Genomic DNA, 15,975 nt, shown 5'->3' with positions numbered 1-15,975 from the left:
TTATTTAACTAAACTGCCGTTAATTAGCTGGCTTTTACGATACTCGTATGTCTTAGATACCTCTAGCGCAATAGTGTCCCAATTATATTTATCGACTTGTTTTTGAGCTTGAATTCCCATTTTTTCTAGATATGCTGGTTCATTCAGCAATTTGTTTAATTTCTGTGCCATTAGCAAAGTGTTACCGGCAGGTACCTTCAATTCGGGCAGCAAGAAATCACAGGGGCCCGGCGTGTCATAGCCTACCACTGGCAGGCCGGCCGCCATCATTTCTAACGCACCGTATCCGAAACTTTCCAAATAAGATGGAAATACGCCAACTTGACAATCAGATAGTAATGCTGGCAATTCAGACGGCTCGAATGTTGGATGGATTTCAATTAAATGTTGAAGTTTTTTGGGGAAAAATCCCAAAATCTGCTGTTGAGTAGAATATAGTCCCTTGGTTCCTAATAATTTGATTTTAGCGTTGGGATTTCCTAGCCGACTCAAAAGCTTTAGAAGTATGGGAAAGTCCAGTGCGCCTTTTCTAAAATCAAATGTACCGACAAAGGCAATCTTTTTTGTGCCCGATATTTTAGGGGTTCTTTTAAACAATTCGAGTTTTTCTGGTAAAATGCCGTTTGGAATAATGATGATTTTGTCTTCAGGATGCCCCTTTTTAATTAGGCACTTCTTATCTTCGGTATTCTGAACTTGGATAAGATCGCTCTGAGAAAGTGTCAGCTCGATATAGTTATAATTTTTTCGTCGCTTTTTCGCACTTTGTCTTATCAAAGCACTGATATATGACTTAAGATTGAGGGGGATTCGAATTTCGTCGAAATGGTATGAAAGAAGTGCCGGTCTAGCAACGAATAAGGTCCCTTTAGAAAAAAGTGTCCGGTTGTAAGGTAACGTGTCATACTCATATAAGACGACGTCATATAGGTGAGCATTCTTTATTAAATATGTCTTGAATGCTTCCCTATAAGTAGACTTTTCTACATTTCTATTTGGCAAACCAATATCTAAGTTTCCCATCACCGAAGTTTGCCAACCAAGCTTTGTCAATGCCTCCGCCAATTCGATTCTATTTTTCGTAGCCCCAAATTTTGGAGATATAATCCCGGGAGAAAATAAAGCAATTTTCATAAAATCATACTTACGATGCACAACGAAATTCAGTACACATTTACCACAACATTTCTCTAGAACTGGGTAGGATAAAAATCTTCGGTATACTTTTAAAGAAAAGTCTTAAGATTCGACTATTCATCACAGCCTTGCTTCCTCTATGTTTGAAATAAAGTCTGTATATCTCTTTTTTATACGCTGGAACATCAATTTCATCCATAAGATCGACATAAATATTGAAAAAACGATCTTCCATTTTTCCTTTAGGCATTAAAAATCGACTATATATATAAAATGAAAAATAGACGTAACTCTCTTTGTATTTTGCCCAAAGGCCCAAATCGTTTAATTGCTTCCTTACTTTATTCAGGTATGTATAATACGTATCCTGAATAGCATTACTAAGTACTGAAGAACGACTAACAGACGCCTGGCTATACGATGATCTAAATAGACTATCGTAGCTTAGATGGCATGCTTTATACCCCCGTAAATTCTTTTGCAGAACCAAACGTAAATAAAACTCACTGTCTTGTGATCTTGCGAATTTTTCATCCCAATATCCAACTGTATTGACAGCATCTTTAGTTATGATGCACCCCATAGTATGCCATGGGTTTTGAAATTTTAAAAACCGTTCTATATCATCCGAATCTGGCGAGCAAAGCTTGTATTTTGATTTCACGGACCCATCAGGCATAAGTGCGTAAGTAGTAAAACAATAATAGTCGTAACCCTTATGTTCTTCAACAATTCGCAGACGTTCTTCTATGCAAAATGGCAGTAACAGGTCATCTGAATCCAAAAACATGACAAATTCACCCTGAGCCCTGTCAACGCCCGTGTTTCTGGCTCCTTGTGCTCCTTTAGATCGTTCATTTTTCATGTAGCGAAATGCCAAATCTGGATATTGAGATAAATATTCCCCAACTGTTGTATCGGTGTCGTCGGTAGAATAGTCATCAATAATGATACATTCCCAGTCTTTAATAGTTTGATTACTTACCGAGTTTAACGTTTCCACAATTATATGGGCTCTATTATATGTTGGAATAATTATGGATATTTTCATGTTTTAAGCGGGTGACTTAACCCGTTTTTAAAGTGTAAAACAATTCATTAAAGACCGCGAGGATGTTATTATCTGAATTTGTTTCTTTGATTGCACGTTTAAGCTTTTCCGAAAACTGAGCGGTTAACCTTGCCCTAATGGCATCGTTTAGTTCTTTGTGTGCTATTGATATACCGTTATGCCCAAAGACAATTTGGTCTAATCGTTCTAAATCTTCCTTAATGTTGCCGGTTCCAGGGCCAATGACCAATTTCCCAAACTGGGCGCCTAATGTAACATTGCCAGAATTAAGGACTTCGATTCTTGGAATAATTATAATGTCTGCAGCACTAAAGTAGACGGACATCATTTCATCACTTATCACTGACTTGTGATAATGAATTTTTTTGACCCAAGCCACTAGTTTTTCTTCGAGTAACTGGAGATAGAATCTATAGTCACTCCTTTTGTAACGAGGGAAAGCACGTTGGACATTTAAGAAATCCAAACGCTTCTTTTTAGCATCGATCATGTCAAAAATTGCAGTTGCTCTATCAACCTCGTGCTTGTGACGAGTCCAGCCAGGAATAACACACAAGAAAGTCTTATTGTCTATGTTCAGCATTTTCCTGGCCTCAATTTTAGGCATGCTTAAATTAAATCTCGAAAATAGGGGGTGAGGTATAACTGCATGGAAGACACTTGCGTGGTACCTTTTTTTGTAATCCCCCAAAGAAAATTCACCCAGATGAACAACAGCATCGACATTTCTATATGCAAAATCGTAGAAGGTATTATTTAAGTCGCTTTCTGATCTATGCCGATAAATATTGTGCCGGATTATAATAAGCTTAGTTCCCGAACTGCGCCATCTTTTAAAAACATCTGCAACTGCTGTTAAATCAGATTTATCTACTTGCTTCCACGGTTTTTTAAATAAAGTCTCAGGCCAGTTAATGATTATAAAGTCGTATGATGCTTCGGCATTCCAAAATTCGTCTATCGAACGCACGACGCTATGTTTTTGCGACAAAATTTCGCACAAACGATCAACAAACTCATTCTCGAATTTGAAATCGCCAAAAGCAACTAATATTCTATTTTCCAAAATTTAAAACTAAGCCTGAAATGACACTTGAGCGTTATTTCCCAACACTCTTAACTAAATTAAACAAAGTCTTAGCTAAATCTCTCTTTGACACAAGATTATAGCTTATTATTTTTCTGAAATTCTGAAGTAACTCGCTTCTCAGTGAATGATACCCTCTGTTAAATAAATCGACTAACATCCTTAATCGTTTTCTTTCGTTATGAATGAACCTTTCTTCATTGCAAAATATATTATTATAGAAATCAGCTCTGTCTGTAATCGCTAAGTATTTGTGATAGTCATTAATCAAGTTACTATCGTTAGATATACTACTGCTTCTCTGCCTATAGTAGTATAATTTATCGAATACAATAGACAAGGTATTAGCTCGATTAATCAAATGATGGATAAAAAACATATCCTCATGTTTGTAACCAACCTTAAATCGTAAATCTTTCAGACAATTTTTTTTTATCAATTTGTTCCATGCTACCACATTACATTTACTGTGATGAGAGCGTACCCTGCCTAAATAGTTAAGCAAAAAATCTTGCTTTTCAATTACTTCCTTGTCATAATAAGTTTCTTGGTCACTATCGATTAATCGGCCGTCTCCAATTTCATAAAAGTCACAAATTGCGATATCAGCGTTATTTATGTTGATAGACCGGTATAATTTTTCTATATATTCAGGATGTACGTAATCATCGCCGTCTATAAAGCAGATAAAGTCACCATTAGCTTGGTCGATACCATAGTTCCTAGCCTCAGACAAGCCTCCATTTGCTTTATGAACAACTCGAATCCTATTATCCTTTAATGCAAAATCGTCGCAAATTTCGCCACTATGGTCAGTGGAGCCATCGTTAACCAATAGTGCCTCAAAATTGCTATAGGTTTGCGCTAAAATTGAATCTATACACTCCTTCAGATAGTCTTCAACATTATAAATAGCCACAATAATCGATATTTTATAATCTTGCATTAAAGGATTCATATACTTTGATTTTATAATCAAGGCAATCGTCTGTAAGCGATATTTAGTACTTTACGAAATAACTTATTGTGTACCAATTTCTTGGATACTGATCGAGGCAGCAAATACGTGCCGTGGATAAGGGCTGAGAAAACGGATTTGCCAGAAATTGAACTGAAATTTTTCAATATTGGTGTTAAAAACGTACTGTCAATGCTCGTATCCTTGAAAACGTATATAAATAATGAATACATTTTATCTATAAATGTATTGGAATATGTGTGTATATTTTTAAACGCTTTGTCTAGATCATTGAATTGATCTACGAAATCTGATTTACCTTTTGTTAAAAAAAATCTAAGGTTGTACCTAACTATCTCCGCATACATTTCTTGCTTTAATCTTTTACTGGGTAAACTTGAGGCGCCATCGCTCAACAAAAACCTTCGGTAAAGTATTTCCTGTACATTAAAGAAGTCACATTTTAAGCTCATCCTTGTCCACAAGTCATAATCCTGCGAGAACTGGAAAAAAGCCCTATACCCACCCGCTTCGTAGTATAGTCTTTTCCTGTACATCACTTCTCCATGCGTGAAAGGGTTAGTTTTTTGTAAAAGCTCTGTACAATTACCATTTATCTTCTTATCTAAAATAGAAACTTGTATTTCTGAGCCAACCAGTTTGTCGTTCTTTACAAAACAGCCAACCACACCCACATTTGGCATGGTTTGCAACACGTTGACCTGTCTTTCAATTCTTTGTGGATAGGAGTAGTCTCCTGACCCATGAATCGCGATGTATTCACCTTTTGCAGTATTTATCGTGTCTATTATCCCCTTAACGAATCCTTTGTTTTTCTCATGCTTTATTATCCTGATCCTATTGTCTTTATTTTCAAACGCTTTCAGCTTTTCGTACGTGTTGTCCGTAGAACAGTCGTCGAATATGAGAATCTCTAAATTTGGGTAAGTTTGATTGATGAGTGAAGATACCGACTCATCGACATAATTTTCTCTATTATAATATCCGCAAACGATGCTTACTAAGGGCGTCGAGGTCATATTTGTTCCGTTATATGATGCGTTGTTCCACTTCCAGTGTTATTCCATAGCGTTCATGCACTTTGTCTTGTGCATGTTTGATGATTCTTAGAATGTCATCCCCGGTGGCATTGTTAACGTTTACAATAAAACCACCATGTTTCTCCGAAATCTTTGCCCCGCCAATGCTATATCCCTTCAGCTGCAGTTCATCCATCAAGGCACCGACATAGAATCCTTTTGGCCTTTTGAAAACACTGCCAGCGTTTGGGTATTCTTTTGGTTGTTTAGCCCATCGGGTTGCTTTATTTTGTTCCATTTTCTCTTTGATGGCCGCTTTAGTTCCTTTTTTCAGGCTAAGCCAGGCTTTCGTGATGATCAGGTGAGGATTGCGTTGGAAAAAACTATTGCGGTATTCAAATGCCATTTCGTCTTGTTGGATATCCGCAAACTGGTTGGACGAGGGGTTATAATAACGTACCTTGGTCAACAGATCTTTTATTTCTTCTCCGCTAGCACCGGCATTCATAACAACTGCTCCGCCGAGCGAACTGGGAATATCATAAAACAATTCCAGCCCAGATAACTCATGTGCTAACGCATGTAAGCTAAGGTCATACATAGATATACCTGCCTCGGCTACTACTTCCGTTCCGGTGATTGTTACGCGATTAAAATTTCCGGAGAAAATGATGAAGTAATCATCGTAAGTGGATTTGGACAGAATAATATTGTGCCCACTTCCCAGCACGATTTTCCGAACATCGTCATCGCTCGTATATATCGTTTGGATATCATTTTCCGAATCCGGAAAATAAGCTCTTTTACAGATAGCCTTTATTCGATAAGAATTGTAAAGGGTTAAATCCAAATGCTCTACAACTTTCATGCTGTCTGTAGTTTATGCAGTTACCGCCTCCTCTACTTCAATGTGTATGCCTAGATCGCTTAGCTTGTGTTCGAGGTTGTTATATCCTCGTAATGCCATTTCGATATTATGGATAGTGGATTGCCCGTTGGACAATAAAGCAGCGATAACAACAGCCATGCTGCCTCTCAAATCTGTTGAGTTTGCTTCAGATGGTCTTGCAGGCTTGCCGCCATTTATTGTAATTGCCCCGGGTTTGCATGAAAGCGCCCCATCGTAAAATTTGTTGAGCTCTTCACAATATTTCAACCGTTCCGGATAGCGATAATCGAAAATCCGGCTGATGCCGTCTGCGTGAAGGCCCAATAATGTGTAGAAAGGTTGCATATCTGAGATGATACCCGGATGTGTACCACATGCCAGTTCGAAAGGTTGTATACGCCCGTTTACCAAGCATTCAGGGGATACGATGACATTCTTAGCATTACGGTATAAATCTATACCGGCGTGCTGCAAATGGATTAATGGAATCTCCATCGTATCAAATGGTACATCTTCAACAGTGATATTCCCTCCGGAGATAATACCATAAACAATCCAAGTGATGGCCTCAATACGGTCAGGCATTACTTGAAATAACGAACCACGTAGATAGTTTGAGCCCTCTACTTTGATAAAACTGTTTCCGACTACTTCTATCTTTACACCAAGCGTTCTTAAGAAAGCTATTAAGCTTTCTATTTCGGGACTGATATAGGCGTTTTTTATAATGGTCGCCTCAGGAATGATAGAAGCTGAAATTAACGCGTTTTCTGTACCCCCAATAGTAGAGATCGGAAAATTGATTTCGCCAGAACGGAACCCTTTAGGAGCTCGGACCTCAATGTATTCCGGTTTTTCTTCTACCTCAGCCCCTAACGTTCTCCAGACCATTAGGTGTAAATCATAACCACGATCACCAATCTTACATCCTCCTGGGTAGGGTATACGGGCAACGCCAGAACGCTTAATCAGTCCCGGCACTAACAGGTAAGTGGTCCGAATCGGAAAATCATAACTGTCTAACGAGCGGTTGTCTAGTAATTTGGCATCAATTTCTACCGTTTCACTCGCAACATCTACACTTACATTTCCGCCGTTTTTGCGAATGAAGTCAATCTTATATTGGGCATCCACTAGTTCGGTGGGAAAATTCGTTAATATAACGGTCTCGTCGGCAATCAACGCTGCAGCAAGTAGTCGCGTGCTAGCGTTTTTTGCTCCACTTACTCTTACTTTTCCCTTGGGGATTTGCCCGCCTTGAATTTTAGCTGTGACGTTCTTTTTCATGATTATGCAATTAGCGCTTTAATGTATGTTTTGCAATGATGCCATTCGGTAAAATCGGCTTGAATTTTTTATTAATTCTTCGAACCTACCCTGTCCGCTTATTTTGCCGTCTTCCAGCAAATAGATTCTGTCGGCATGCTTGATTGTTGACAAGCGATGAGCAATAATTATTATTGTGTAAGCACCCTTTAACTGATTGATGCTTTCTTGAACAAAGCCTTCTGTCTCGGAGTCCAGCGCTGAGGTCGCTTCATCCATAATTAATAACTCCACGTCCTTGTACAGCTCTCGGGCAATCGAAATGCGTTGTTTTTGTCCGCCTGAAATCAGCATGCCATTGTCGCCCAGTAGCGTGTCCTCTTTTTGACCCATGTTGTTAACGGTATCCTTCAATGCCACTTTTTCTATCACCTCCCAAAACCGGGCAACGTTCTCGGTTGTGGGAGGCGCCCAAAAAGTGACATTATTGAATACACTATCGTTAAAAATGATCGGCTCTTGCGTGATGTAGCCTATTTGTGCTCTGTATGAATCAATATTGTAAGCATAAGGCGAATGACCATCCACTAAGAGTTGGCCTTTTGTGGGGGCCATCAAAGCACATATGATATTGACCAAAGTGGATTTTCCAGATCCGCTTTCCCCAACAAGAGCAATTGTTTCGTTTCTCTGTATGTTTAAGTCGACTCCTTTCAGCACGAGTTTTTCGCCATAAGCAAAATAGAGCTCCCTCAGGGTAATCTGTGACCGAAATTTAGGTATTGGCGTTGCGGCTTCTTGTTCTTGGAATTGCTGCATCGAAGTTGAAAGATCAGAGACAGCTTGTAATCCTCCCACATTTTGCATAAAGCTTTGCCAAGTGTTTTGCAATAACACTAATCCATTTAATGCACGATAGAAAAGTAATAGACTGAGTAGGATAGAGCCCAGGCTTGCTCCCAGATAGTTCGTTTGTACCAGTATGACGATCGCAACAATGAAAATGATTATGGGTTCTCGGGTGCTAGCCGTTATGGCTTGATTTTTTCCTATTTTTCGGTTTAACTTTTCTACTTCATTGATTACATCTTGGAGCTTTACCGCATACAACTTAAAATGATTGGTTGCTTTCAAATACTTGAAATGATGTATGCATTGGATCACAAAGTTGTTAAATAGATTCCCTCGACGGGAAATCTCAATCGATGATGTTTTAACAGATTCGATAATCCTACGATAAATGAAACTTGATAAAAAGCCACCTAACATGATAAATAAAGCAAACTGCCAGTTGGCTAAAAAAGCTAACACCACATAGGCGACTAAAACGATGGACGCTTTAGTTGCAGCTAAGAATTGTATCATAGCCTGCAGATTCTTTCCCACCTCCGCCGTGATCGCATTTTGGATCTTTCCTGCGTCTAATGTAAGGAAGCCTCGATAACTTAATTGTCCCAATTGTTTAATCTGGCCTAAACGTAGCTTGACCATGTACTTCTGCCTTAAATCGACCTGTTCCATGCTTAACCAATAGTTAAGTGCACCTTTTGCCGAGAAAATAATCACCATTAAACTCAATACACTGAAGAGGTTGACAGGAACGCCTAAATTTTCAAATCCGTTTAGGATAAAACGTAGCCCGCCCATGCTTTCGCCGGTTGCGATACCAGAGGAATCATTAACGAATTGAAGTAACGGTATAAACAATGCCAAGCCGACACCGTCAAGAAGGCCTAATGTCGTGGCTAATAGGATGTTAAAAACGAGCTTGTTGCCCATCGACTTATAGAAGAAGGAAAAGTAGCCCAACGGTGTATGTTTCAATCCTGATTTCATTTAAAAAACTTAGTCGGTAGATGTCAATGAAAAACGCTGTCTATACCACAAGATAAAAATAGGAACGCTATGGAAGCGAACAGCACTTGATTTCTATAAAAATAGAGTCGTGCTACCCTATTAAATGTTCCCATTGCGTTTTGTCATCTTTCCTGAATATGGTCAGGTCAGAAGCAACCATCTCCTTACACAATCCTGAAAGATCATATTCGGGTTGCCATCCAAGTTTGGTTTTCGCCTTGGTAGGATCGCCGATTAGTAAATCCACTTCAGTGGGGCGGAAATAGGCAGGGTCGACATTCACGACTTCCTGACCAACTTTTAGTGAAAACTCTGTACCCGCTATCGATTTAATAAATCCTTTTTCATTAACGCCTTCGCCCCTGAACTCAATTTCAGCGCCAACCTCGGCAAACGCCATTTTTACAAAGTCACGCACAGGTGTAGTGATGCCGGTAGCAATAACATAGTCTTCTGGCTGCTCCTGTTGTAATATCAGCCACATGGCGCGTACATAGTCCTTCGCGTGGCCCCAATCCCGACGGGCATCTAAGTTTCCCAAATACATTTTTTGCTGAAGGCCCAAGGCGATAGCCGCCACGGCGCGTGTAATCTTACGAGTAACGAACGTTTCGCCGCGCAGCGGGCTTTCGTGATTGAACAGGATGCCGTTGCAAGCATAGAGGTTGTAGGCCTCCCGGTAATTGACCGTGATCCAATAAGCATAGAGCTTGGCTACAGCATAGGGGCTGCGTGGGTAGAATGGTGTTTTCTCGCTTTGAGGCACTTCCTGGACCAGCCCGTACAGTTCCGAGGTGGAGGCTTGATAGATACGTGTTTTCTTTTCCAATCCTAATATCCGGACGGCTTCCAGTAGCCGAAGTGTGCCGATGCCGTCCGCATTGGCTGTATATTCTGGTGTATCAAAACTCACCTTCACGTGGCTCATAGCCGCGAGATTGTAGATCTCGTCAGGCTGTGTCTCCTGGATGATACGAATCAAATTCGTACTATCGGTCATGTCACCGTAGTGCAGCTTGAACCGGACATTTTCGTCATGCGGGTCTTGATACAAGTGGTCGATACGGTTGGTGTTGATGAGCGAGGAACGACGCTTTACGCCGTGTACGATATATCCTTTTTCAAGCAATAACTCGGCGAGATAAGCACCGTCCTGGCCATTGACACCCGTGATGAGAGCTGTTTTCATTGTTTTCATTATGTGTTACGATTTGCGGCACGTCCTTACCGCATTGCAAATTCATTTTTTAAAAAATCCTGATAGGCCAACGAGATACCCGTTTTTAGGTCGGTTTTATGCTTCCACCCAAGGTTATGAAGCTTGGTTACATCCATAAGCTTGCGGGGCGTACCGTCCGGTTTGGTTGTATCAAAAACCAATGCGCCTTCATAACCTACAACTTCCTTAATGAGCTCGGCTAACTCCCGAATAGCAAGGTCTTCGCCGGTGCCGATATTGACTAGTTCTCGTCCACTGTATGTATTCATGAGGTGTACACAGGCTTCAGCTACATCATCGGCATACAAAAATTCCCGCCGGGGAGTGCCGCTACCCCAAATGGTTACGCTGGGCTGCCCGGTTTCTTTCGCTTCATGGAAGCGGCGGATGAGGGCCGGCAACACGTGGGAATTTGCCGGATGATAGTTGTCTCCGATACCATACAGATTCGTTGGCATTGCACTGATAAAATCACAGCCATATTGGTCGCGATAAGCCTCGCACAATTTAACGCCAGCAATTTTGGCGATTGCATAGGGCTCATTCGTCGACTCCAACGGCCCTGTGAGGAGGTATTCTTCTTTAAGGGGTTGGGGAGCCAGCTTCGGGTAGATGCAACTGCTGCCAAGGAATAACAGTTTTTTAACGCCATATCGATAAGCTGCATGGATGATATTTGCCTCCATAATGAGATTTTCGTAAAGAAAGTCGGCTCGATAGGTGTTGTTGGCCAAGATACCGCCTACCTTGGCCGCGGCGAGAAATACATATTCTGGGCGTTCAGTGGCAAAAAAATCATCCACAGCTTGTTGATTGCGCAGATCGAGTTCGGCGGATGTACGGTAAGCCAGATTGGTATACCCCGTTTTCTCCAGGTGTCGTTTAATGGCACCGCCGACCATACCCCGGTGGCCTGCGATGTAGATGTTGCTGGTCGCTTTCATATTACTGAGCAATTATAGTTGCTGTTTGCTGGTTTCGAGAACCATATTTGTCATTTTCTAAGTTTAAACATCCCCGCCTGTTGATAGATGGCCTAAGTGCTGCGTATCTTTTATTTTTTTGTTAACTTCTTGTCCAAAATTTCCACCACGGCCTGTCTTTTCGCCCGTTGTCATAATAGCCATAGCCATGACCATACCCGTATCCGTATCCATAGCCCCCCCCTCGTGGCTTAATGTCATTAATTAAAATCGCCAGGTTTTTCATCTTACCGGTGCGGTACAAATCTTCCGTAATTTGCAGTTGATTTTTAAAGGTGCGGCCTTGGCGAACCACGTAAATGGATAGGTCTGCATGATGGTTGAGTAATTGGGCGTCGGTGACAAGCCCGATAGGTGGCGTATCGATAATAATAAAGTCAAACGATGCGCGCAGGGCAATCATCAATTCACCAAGGCGCTCACTAAGAAGGGTTTCCGCCGGGTTGGGGGGAATAGGGCCCGAGCCAATGAGGAACAAATTTTCATGTACTCCCGAAGGTGCAACGATATCCATTGGCGCTAGTGCCGGATCAATGGCATAGTTGGTGAATCCGACTTGATTAGGAAAATCGAGTTTAGCCGAAAGGTTGGGTTTGCGTAAGTCCATCTCCATCACCACTACGCGTTTACCTGAAAGTGCAAAGACCATCGCCATGTTGAGCGCCACAAAAGACTTGCCCTCACCGCTCATGCTGGAGGTAAGAAGTATGGTCTTGGCATCCGGATCCTTTAGGTAAAAGGTAAGATTCGTGCGTAGTGCACGGAATTGCTCTGCGATTGCTGTACGCGAGCTAGGAGTAACGACAAGAGTCTCTTTGGTGCTGCTATGCGCTATTTCGCCGATGATGGATACTTGTGTGTGCTTTGTGACGTCCTCCCGGCTTTCAATGCGGGTGTTAGTAAGATCAAGGATATAGATGGTCGCAAAAGGAATGGCGAGGCCTATGAGAATACCGGTAAGCAAGATCATGTCGCGCTTAGGGCTAAAAGGAGCACCGGCCGCCTTAGGCGGGTCAATCACCCGGCTGTTGGAAATGGTCGCTGTTTTACTGATAGCCGTTTCTTCCCGCCGCTGTAAAAGAAAGATGTAAAGCTGTTGCCTGATTTGCTGCTGTCTGGCAAGATTTAAATAGGTACGCTCAATGGCGGGAACTTCTCGTACTTGACGGTCGAGCTGGCCGGTTTTCTGCCTTAGGTTGTTGCGCATAATAGTGAGCCGACTACGCGTATTATTGAGGTTGGCCAGCATATCGTGCCGCAGGGTGTTAAGCTGTTGATTAAGGTTGATAACCGCAGGATTGTCTGGTGTGGCACTTAATAGCCGTTTGTCGCGTTCCAGTAATAAGCTGTTGTAACGCGTAACTTGTCCACCAAATACAGCGTCGTCTGGAATAATAGCATTAGGCAAGACACGCTCATTGGCCCCGTTTGTCAAAATTGCAGAAACGGTATCCAGAATATCGAGTTGAACTTCCAGCTCGGTCAACTGCTTGACATATTCGTTGGAGTTTTGCAATAGCATGTGAGATTGCGCAGACATATCGGCCAGTTGACGGTTTTGCCTGAACTCTTGAATATTGCCTTCTACATCCCCTAGCTCCTGGCCAACATAAAGCAATCGATTTTCAATAAAGGCAATGGTACTGTCAGCAATCGTATTCCGATCTTGCAGGTTGTTGTCCATGTATTGCTGGATGATGGCATTCAAAATTTCTTCTCCCTTGCGTTTTAAAGGATAGCTGAATCCAAGATTAATAATAGATACCTGCTTATTGCTAATGGCCACAGACAATCGTCCCATATATTCGCCTACTTTGCCGTCAAAGGAAGTAATTGTGAGCTTATAAGGACCCACTACCTTGCCGTTCTCCGGCTGTTGTGAAAGCAATACCTCGCCGACACCCGGTAAGTTTGTTGTTTCACCATAGGCAACATCAACCGAAAAGTTACCACCCTCTTGTTGGATCCGTATCTGGCGATCACTGATAGCTTCCAGCAAAAAGGTGCCGCCACGTACTGAATCAGGCGCAAGCAACGATATCTGAAAAGGGGGACGGTGTATCTCAATGTCGAGAACCCGACCTGGATGATAATAGTTGACTTGGGCATTGAGTTTACGGACGACCTGTTGCATGAGGTAACGCGTTTTGAACACCTCGGCTTCATTGTCTACAGAGCTGCTTCCGCCAAATGGGCTGTTGATGTTACTGCCACCAAAGGCACCTTGGCCTATCACGCTGCCGCCTTGTTGATTGGTCACCAACACGCGCGCACCGATGCGGTAAATTGGCGTACTGTACCGGAGATGGGTATTAGCGACAGCAAACCCGATGATACCACACAGAACAAACCAATACCAATTGGTAAGTAGCTTTCTTGTCAAATCAAAAATCCCTTGACGGTTGTTGGTACTCGGGGATTCAAACACGTCATCTTGCCAATCCTTCATGGACAATAGAAATAGTTATTTAAAAAATTCTTAAGAGAATAACAGATACTAATGATACGATTGATGCCGTAATAGCTACAACTTGCCTTGGCGTATTATTGAGTGAAGCGAGTCGTCCTCTTCCAGGTTCGACATAAATGACATCATTTTGTTTGAGGTAAAAATACGGAGAGTTGAGCGATTCGTAACTTGTCAAGTTAAGGCGTACAAATTCTTTCTGTCCTTCATTGTCACGAATAAGTAGCACATTATCCCGCTTCCCGTAGATCGTCAGATCACCAGCCATTCCCAAAGCGTCTAACAACGTTACTTTTTCGCTGGGTACTGTGTAGGTTGCCGGTCGACTGACTTCGCCAATCACTGTAATTTTAAAATTAGCAAACCGTACTTGTACGGTAGGATTCTTGAAGTATTTGGAAGCGGCTTCAGTAACCTGTTTGCGGACTTCTGAAGTCGTCAGGCCCGCTACGCTAAAGGTACCCAACATTGGCATGGTGATTTGCCCATCTTTGTCTACCAAGTAACCAGCCGGTGCCGTGCTGGACGTGCGCTCGGCATTGGCGCTTGCATCTGCAATACCACCCGAGAGTTGCCCAGCGGCCATGGCCAAGCCACCATCGACGGTCTGGATGGTGACGTGCAGGATATCATCGACTTGCACGATGGGCTCCTGGTAGTCGGGTAGCTTTGTCCTGGGGTTATCGGTAGGAACATCGCCGAAATAGACCAGATCTTTGCGGGATACGCAGGAACTGAGCCCTACCAGTAAACAGAAATACAATAAACCAATCTTTATCCTATGTTTTACCATATTGCGAATAGTTCTAAATTTTTGATGGGATTCTTTTTAAATAAGCCATGTGCATCGCCGCTGAGTACAAACTTTTCAATGGCGGCGAGGTGTTTGCGGTGATGCAGGTCGGTACCAACCAAATCAATCATGCCTCGTTTGAGCAAATATTGGGCCGCTCGTTGGATTTGGCTGTTGTAATAACCAGTTGGCGAAAGCAGGTTCATCTGAAACAAACAGCCGAGTTCTTTGAATTGCTCGTAACGCTCGGGCCGTTGATGGTAAAAAGGGTAGCGCTCCGGATGGGCAAAGATAATTTTATATCCCTCTGCTTGTAAATCGACAATATATTGGTCTATCTGGGGATTCTCGACCACGTAGGACATCTCAATAAGTAAATAGTTATCCGGTAGGGTTAGCAAGAAATGCGGCGGCCACATCGTTCCGAAAATGTCATCTATCATGTATTCGGCTGCTGCTTCCATGGCAACGTCTGGAGGCAATACTGGCTTCAGTTGGTCGAGCGCTGCGTTGATCGTGGCCCGCGTGTTGGGGTAAAGATCGTTAAGGACGTGTGGTGTAGCGTAAAATTGCGATAAGCCCAAGGCCTGCAGACGCTTGATATAACCCACGGATGTGGCGGCATCGGGGCTGCCATCATCAATGCCGGGCAGGAGGTGCGAGTGGATATCCACGCCCATCCAACCGAGACCGGTATCGTTTTTAGCCTTATTTAAGAATGTGAATACCCCCATAAACAGGATACGTATTTATTGAACGGTATGCGGAAGTGTCCAAAAGGAGACTCCGTAAATTAATGTGCGTTTTCTTCGCCGACCAGTATATTGATGACGGTAAGGTAAATTATCCGTACGTCAAGCATAGTGGTCCAGTTTTCAAGGTACCAGATGTCGTGCGCCACGCGGCGTTCCATCATGGCGGGGTTGGTGGTCTCTCCCCGGTAGCCGTTGACCTGGGCCCACCCGGTAATGCCCGGTTTGAGAAACTGCCGTAGCATGTACTTGTCAATCAGTGCGCTGTACTGCTCGGTGTGTTTAATCATATGTGGCCGTGGGCCCACCACACTCATGTGGCCGAGCCACACGTTGAAAAACTGCGGCAGTTCGTCCAGGCTGGTGCGGCGCAGGAAAGCCCCGATACGGGTGATGCGGCTATCGCCGCGCGTGGCTTGCTTGCTATCGCTTTCGGCATTGACACGCATACTCCG

14 protein-coding genes are annotated in these 15,975 nt (G+C 42.7%); all 14 read right to left on the bottom strand.

What is annotated here, in order from left to right:
- On the bottom strand, positions 1-1,134 hold the full coding sequence (locus B5X72_RS20175) for a glycosyltransferase family 4 protein (protein ID WP_079718746.1): 1,134 nt from the start codon (positions 1,132-1,134) through the stop codon (positions 1-3).
- A gap of 40 nt (positions 1,135-1,174) precedes the next feature.
- A complete protein-coding gene (locus B5X72_RS20170) occupies positions 1,175-2,188 on the bottom strand; it encodes a glycosyltransferase family 2 protein (RefSeq protein ID WP_079718745.1) in 1,014 nt (337 codons plus the stop codon).
- A 16-nt stretch (positions 2,189-2,204) separates the two neighbouring features.
- On the bottom strand, positions 2,205-3,275 hold the full coding sequence (locus tag B5X72_RS20165) for a glycosyltransferase family protein (RefSeq protein WP_079718744.1): 1,071 nt from the start codon (positions 3,273-3,275) through the stop codon (positions 2,205-2,207).
- A gap of 34 nt (positions 3,276-3,309) precedes the next feature.
- A complete protein-coding gene (locus tag B5X72_RS20160; protein ID WP_079718743.1) occupies positions 3,310-4,254 on the bottom strand; it encodes a glycosyltransferase family 2 protein in 945 nt (314 codons plus the stop codon).
- A gap of 17 nt (positions 4,255-4,271) precedes the next feature.
- On the bottom strand, positions 4,272-5,294 hold the full coding sequence (locus B5X72_RS20155; RefSeq protein WP_079718742.1) for a glycosyltransferase family 2 protein: 1,023 nt from the start codon (positions 5,292-5,294) through the stop codon (positions 4,272-4,274).
- Positions 5,295-5,304: 10 nt separating this feature from the next.
- Positions 5,305-6,162 (bottom strand): UDP-N-acetylmuramate dehydrogenase, encoded by an 858-nt coding sequence (gene murB / locus B5X72_RS20150; RefSeq protein ID WP_079718741.1) that lies wholly within the window; start codon positions 6,160-6,162, stop codon positions 5,305-5,307.
- Positions 6,163-6,174: 12 nt separating this feature from the next.
- Positions 6,175-7,470: a UDP-N-acetylglucosamine 1-carboxyvinyltransferase gene (locus B5X72_RS20145; RefSeq protein ID WP_079718740.1), complete on the bottom strand. Its 1,296-nt coding sequence runs from the start codon at positions 7,468-7,470 to the stop codon at positions 6,175-6,177.
- Between the two features lie 18 nt (positions 7,471-7,488).
- Positions 7,489-9,285 carry an ABC transporter ATP-binding protein gene (locus B5X72_RS20140; protein ID WP_079718739.1) on the bottom strand — a complete coding sequence of 599 codons (1,797 nt, stop codon included), beginning with the start codon at positions 9,283-9,285 and terminating at the stop codon, positions 7,489-7,491.
- Between the two features lie 112 nt (positions 9,286-9,397).
- Positions 9,398-10,495 carry a GDP-mannose 4,6-dehydratase gene (gmd, locus tag B5X72_RS20135; RefSeq protein WP_079718762.1) on the bottom strand — a complete coding sequence of 366 codons (1,098 nt, stop codon included), beginning with the start codon at positions 10,493-10,495 and terminating at the stop codon, positions 9,398-9,400.
- A gap of 35 nt (positions 10,496-10,530) precedes the next feature.
- On the bottom strand, positions 10,531-11,469 hold the full coding sequence (gene fcl / locus B5X72_RS20130) for a GDP-L-fucose synthase (protein ID WP_079718738.1): 939 nt from the start codon (positions 11,467-11,469) through the stop codon (positions 10,531-10,533).
- A 121-nt stretch (positions 11,470-11,590) separates the two neighbouring features.
- Positions 11,591-13,957: a GumC family protein gene (locus B5X72_RS20125; RefSeq protein ID WP_079718737.1), complete on the bottom strand. Its 2,367-nt coding sequence runs from the start codon at positions 13,955-13,957 to the stop codon at positions 11,591-11,593.
- Positions 13,958-13,976: 19 nt separating this feature from the next.
- Positions 13,977-14,768 (bottom strand): polysaccharide biosynthesis/export family protein, encoded by a 792-nt coding sequence (locus B5X72_RS20120; RefSeq protein ID WP_079718736.1) that lies wholly within the window; start codon positions 14,766-14,768, stop codon positions 13,977-13,979.
- Positions 14,762-15,502: a tyrosine-protein phosphatase gene (locus tag B5X72_RS20115; protein WP_079718735.1), complete on the bottom strand. Its 741-nt coding sequence runs from the start codon at positions 15,500-15,502 to the stop codon at positions 14,762-14,764. Before B5X72_RS20115 ends, B5X72_RS20120 begins: the two co-directional genes overlap by 7 nt.
- Before the next feature lie 59 nt (positions 15,503-15,561).
- A partial coding sequence (locus B5X72_RS20110) for a sugar transferase (protein WP_176146281.1) occupies positions 15,562-15,975 on the bottom strand: 414 nt, incomplete at its 5' end.

It is taken from the genome of Parapedobacter luteus (assembly GCF_900168055.1).
Classification (GTDB): domain Bacteria; phylum Bacteroidota; class Bacteroidia; order Sphingobacteriales; family Sphingobacteriaceae; genus Parapedobacter; species Parapedobacter luteus.
The sequence above is the reverse complement of the archived record's forward strand: the minus strand, read 5'-3'. Positions and strand labels throughout refer to the sequence as shown.

Coding starts and splice junctions, on each gene's coding strand:
- B5X72_RS20175 (WP_079718746.1), bottom strand. CDS start 1,134: ATGAAAATTGCTTTATTTTCTCCCGGGATTATATCTCCAAAATTTGGG.
- B5X72_RS20170 (WP_079718745.1), bottom strand. CDS start 2,188: ATGAAAATATCCATAATTATTCCAACATATAATAGAGCCCATATAATT.
- fcl (WP_079718738.1), bottom strand. CDS start 11,469: ATGAAAGCGACCAGCAACATCTACATCGCAGGCCACCGGGGTATGGTC.
- B5X72_RS20120 (WP_079718736.1), bottom strand. CDS start 14,768: ATGGTAAAACATAGGATAAAGATTGGTTTATTGTATTTCTGTTTACTG.
- B5X72_RS20140 (WP_079718739.1), bottom strand. CDS start 9,285: ATGAAATCAGGATTGAAACATACACCGTTGGGCTACTTTTCCTTCTTC.
- B5X72_RS20115 (WP_079718735.1), bottom strand. CDS start 15,502: ATGGGGGTATTCACATTCTTAAATAAGGCTAAAAACGATACCGGTCTC.
- B5X72_RS20155 (WP_079718742.1), bottom strand. CDS start 5,294: ATGACCTCGACGCCCTTAGTAAGCATCGTTTGCGGATATTATAATAGA.
- B5X72_RS20160 (WP_079718743.1), bottom strand. CDS start 4,254: ATGAATCCTTTAATGCAAGATTATAAAATATCGATTATTGTGGCTATT.
- B5X72_RS20145 (WP_079718740.1), bottom strand. CDS start 7,470: ATGAAAAAGAACGTCACAGCTAAAATTCAAGGCGGGCAAATCCCCAAG.
- B5X72_RS20125 (WP_079718737.1), bottom strand. CDS start 13,957: ATGAAGGATTGGCAAGATGACGTGTTTGAATCCCCGAGTACCAACAAC.
- murB (WP_079718741.1), bottom strand. CDS start 6,162: ATGAAAGTTGTAGAGCATTTGGATTTAACCCTTTACAATTCTTATCGA.
- gmd (WP_079718762.1), bottom strand. CDS start 10,495: ATGAAAACAGCTCTCATCACGGGTGTCAATGGCCAGGACGGTGCTTAT.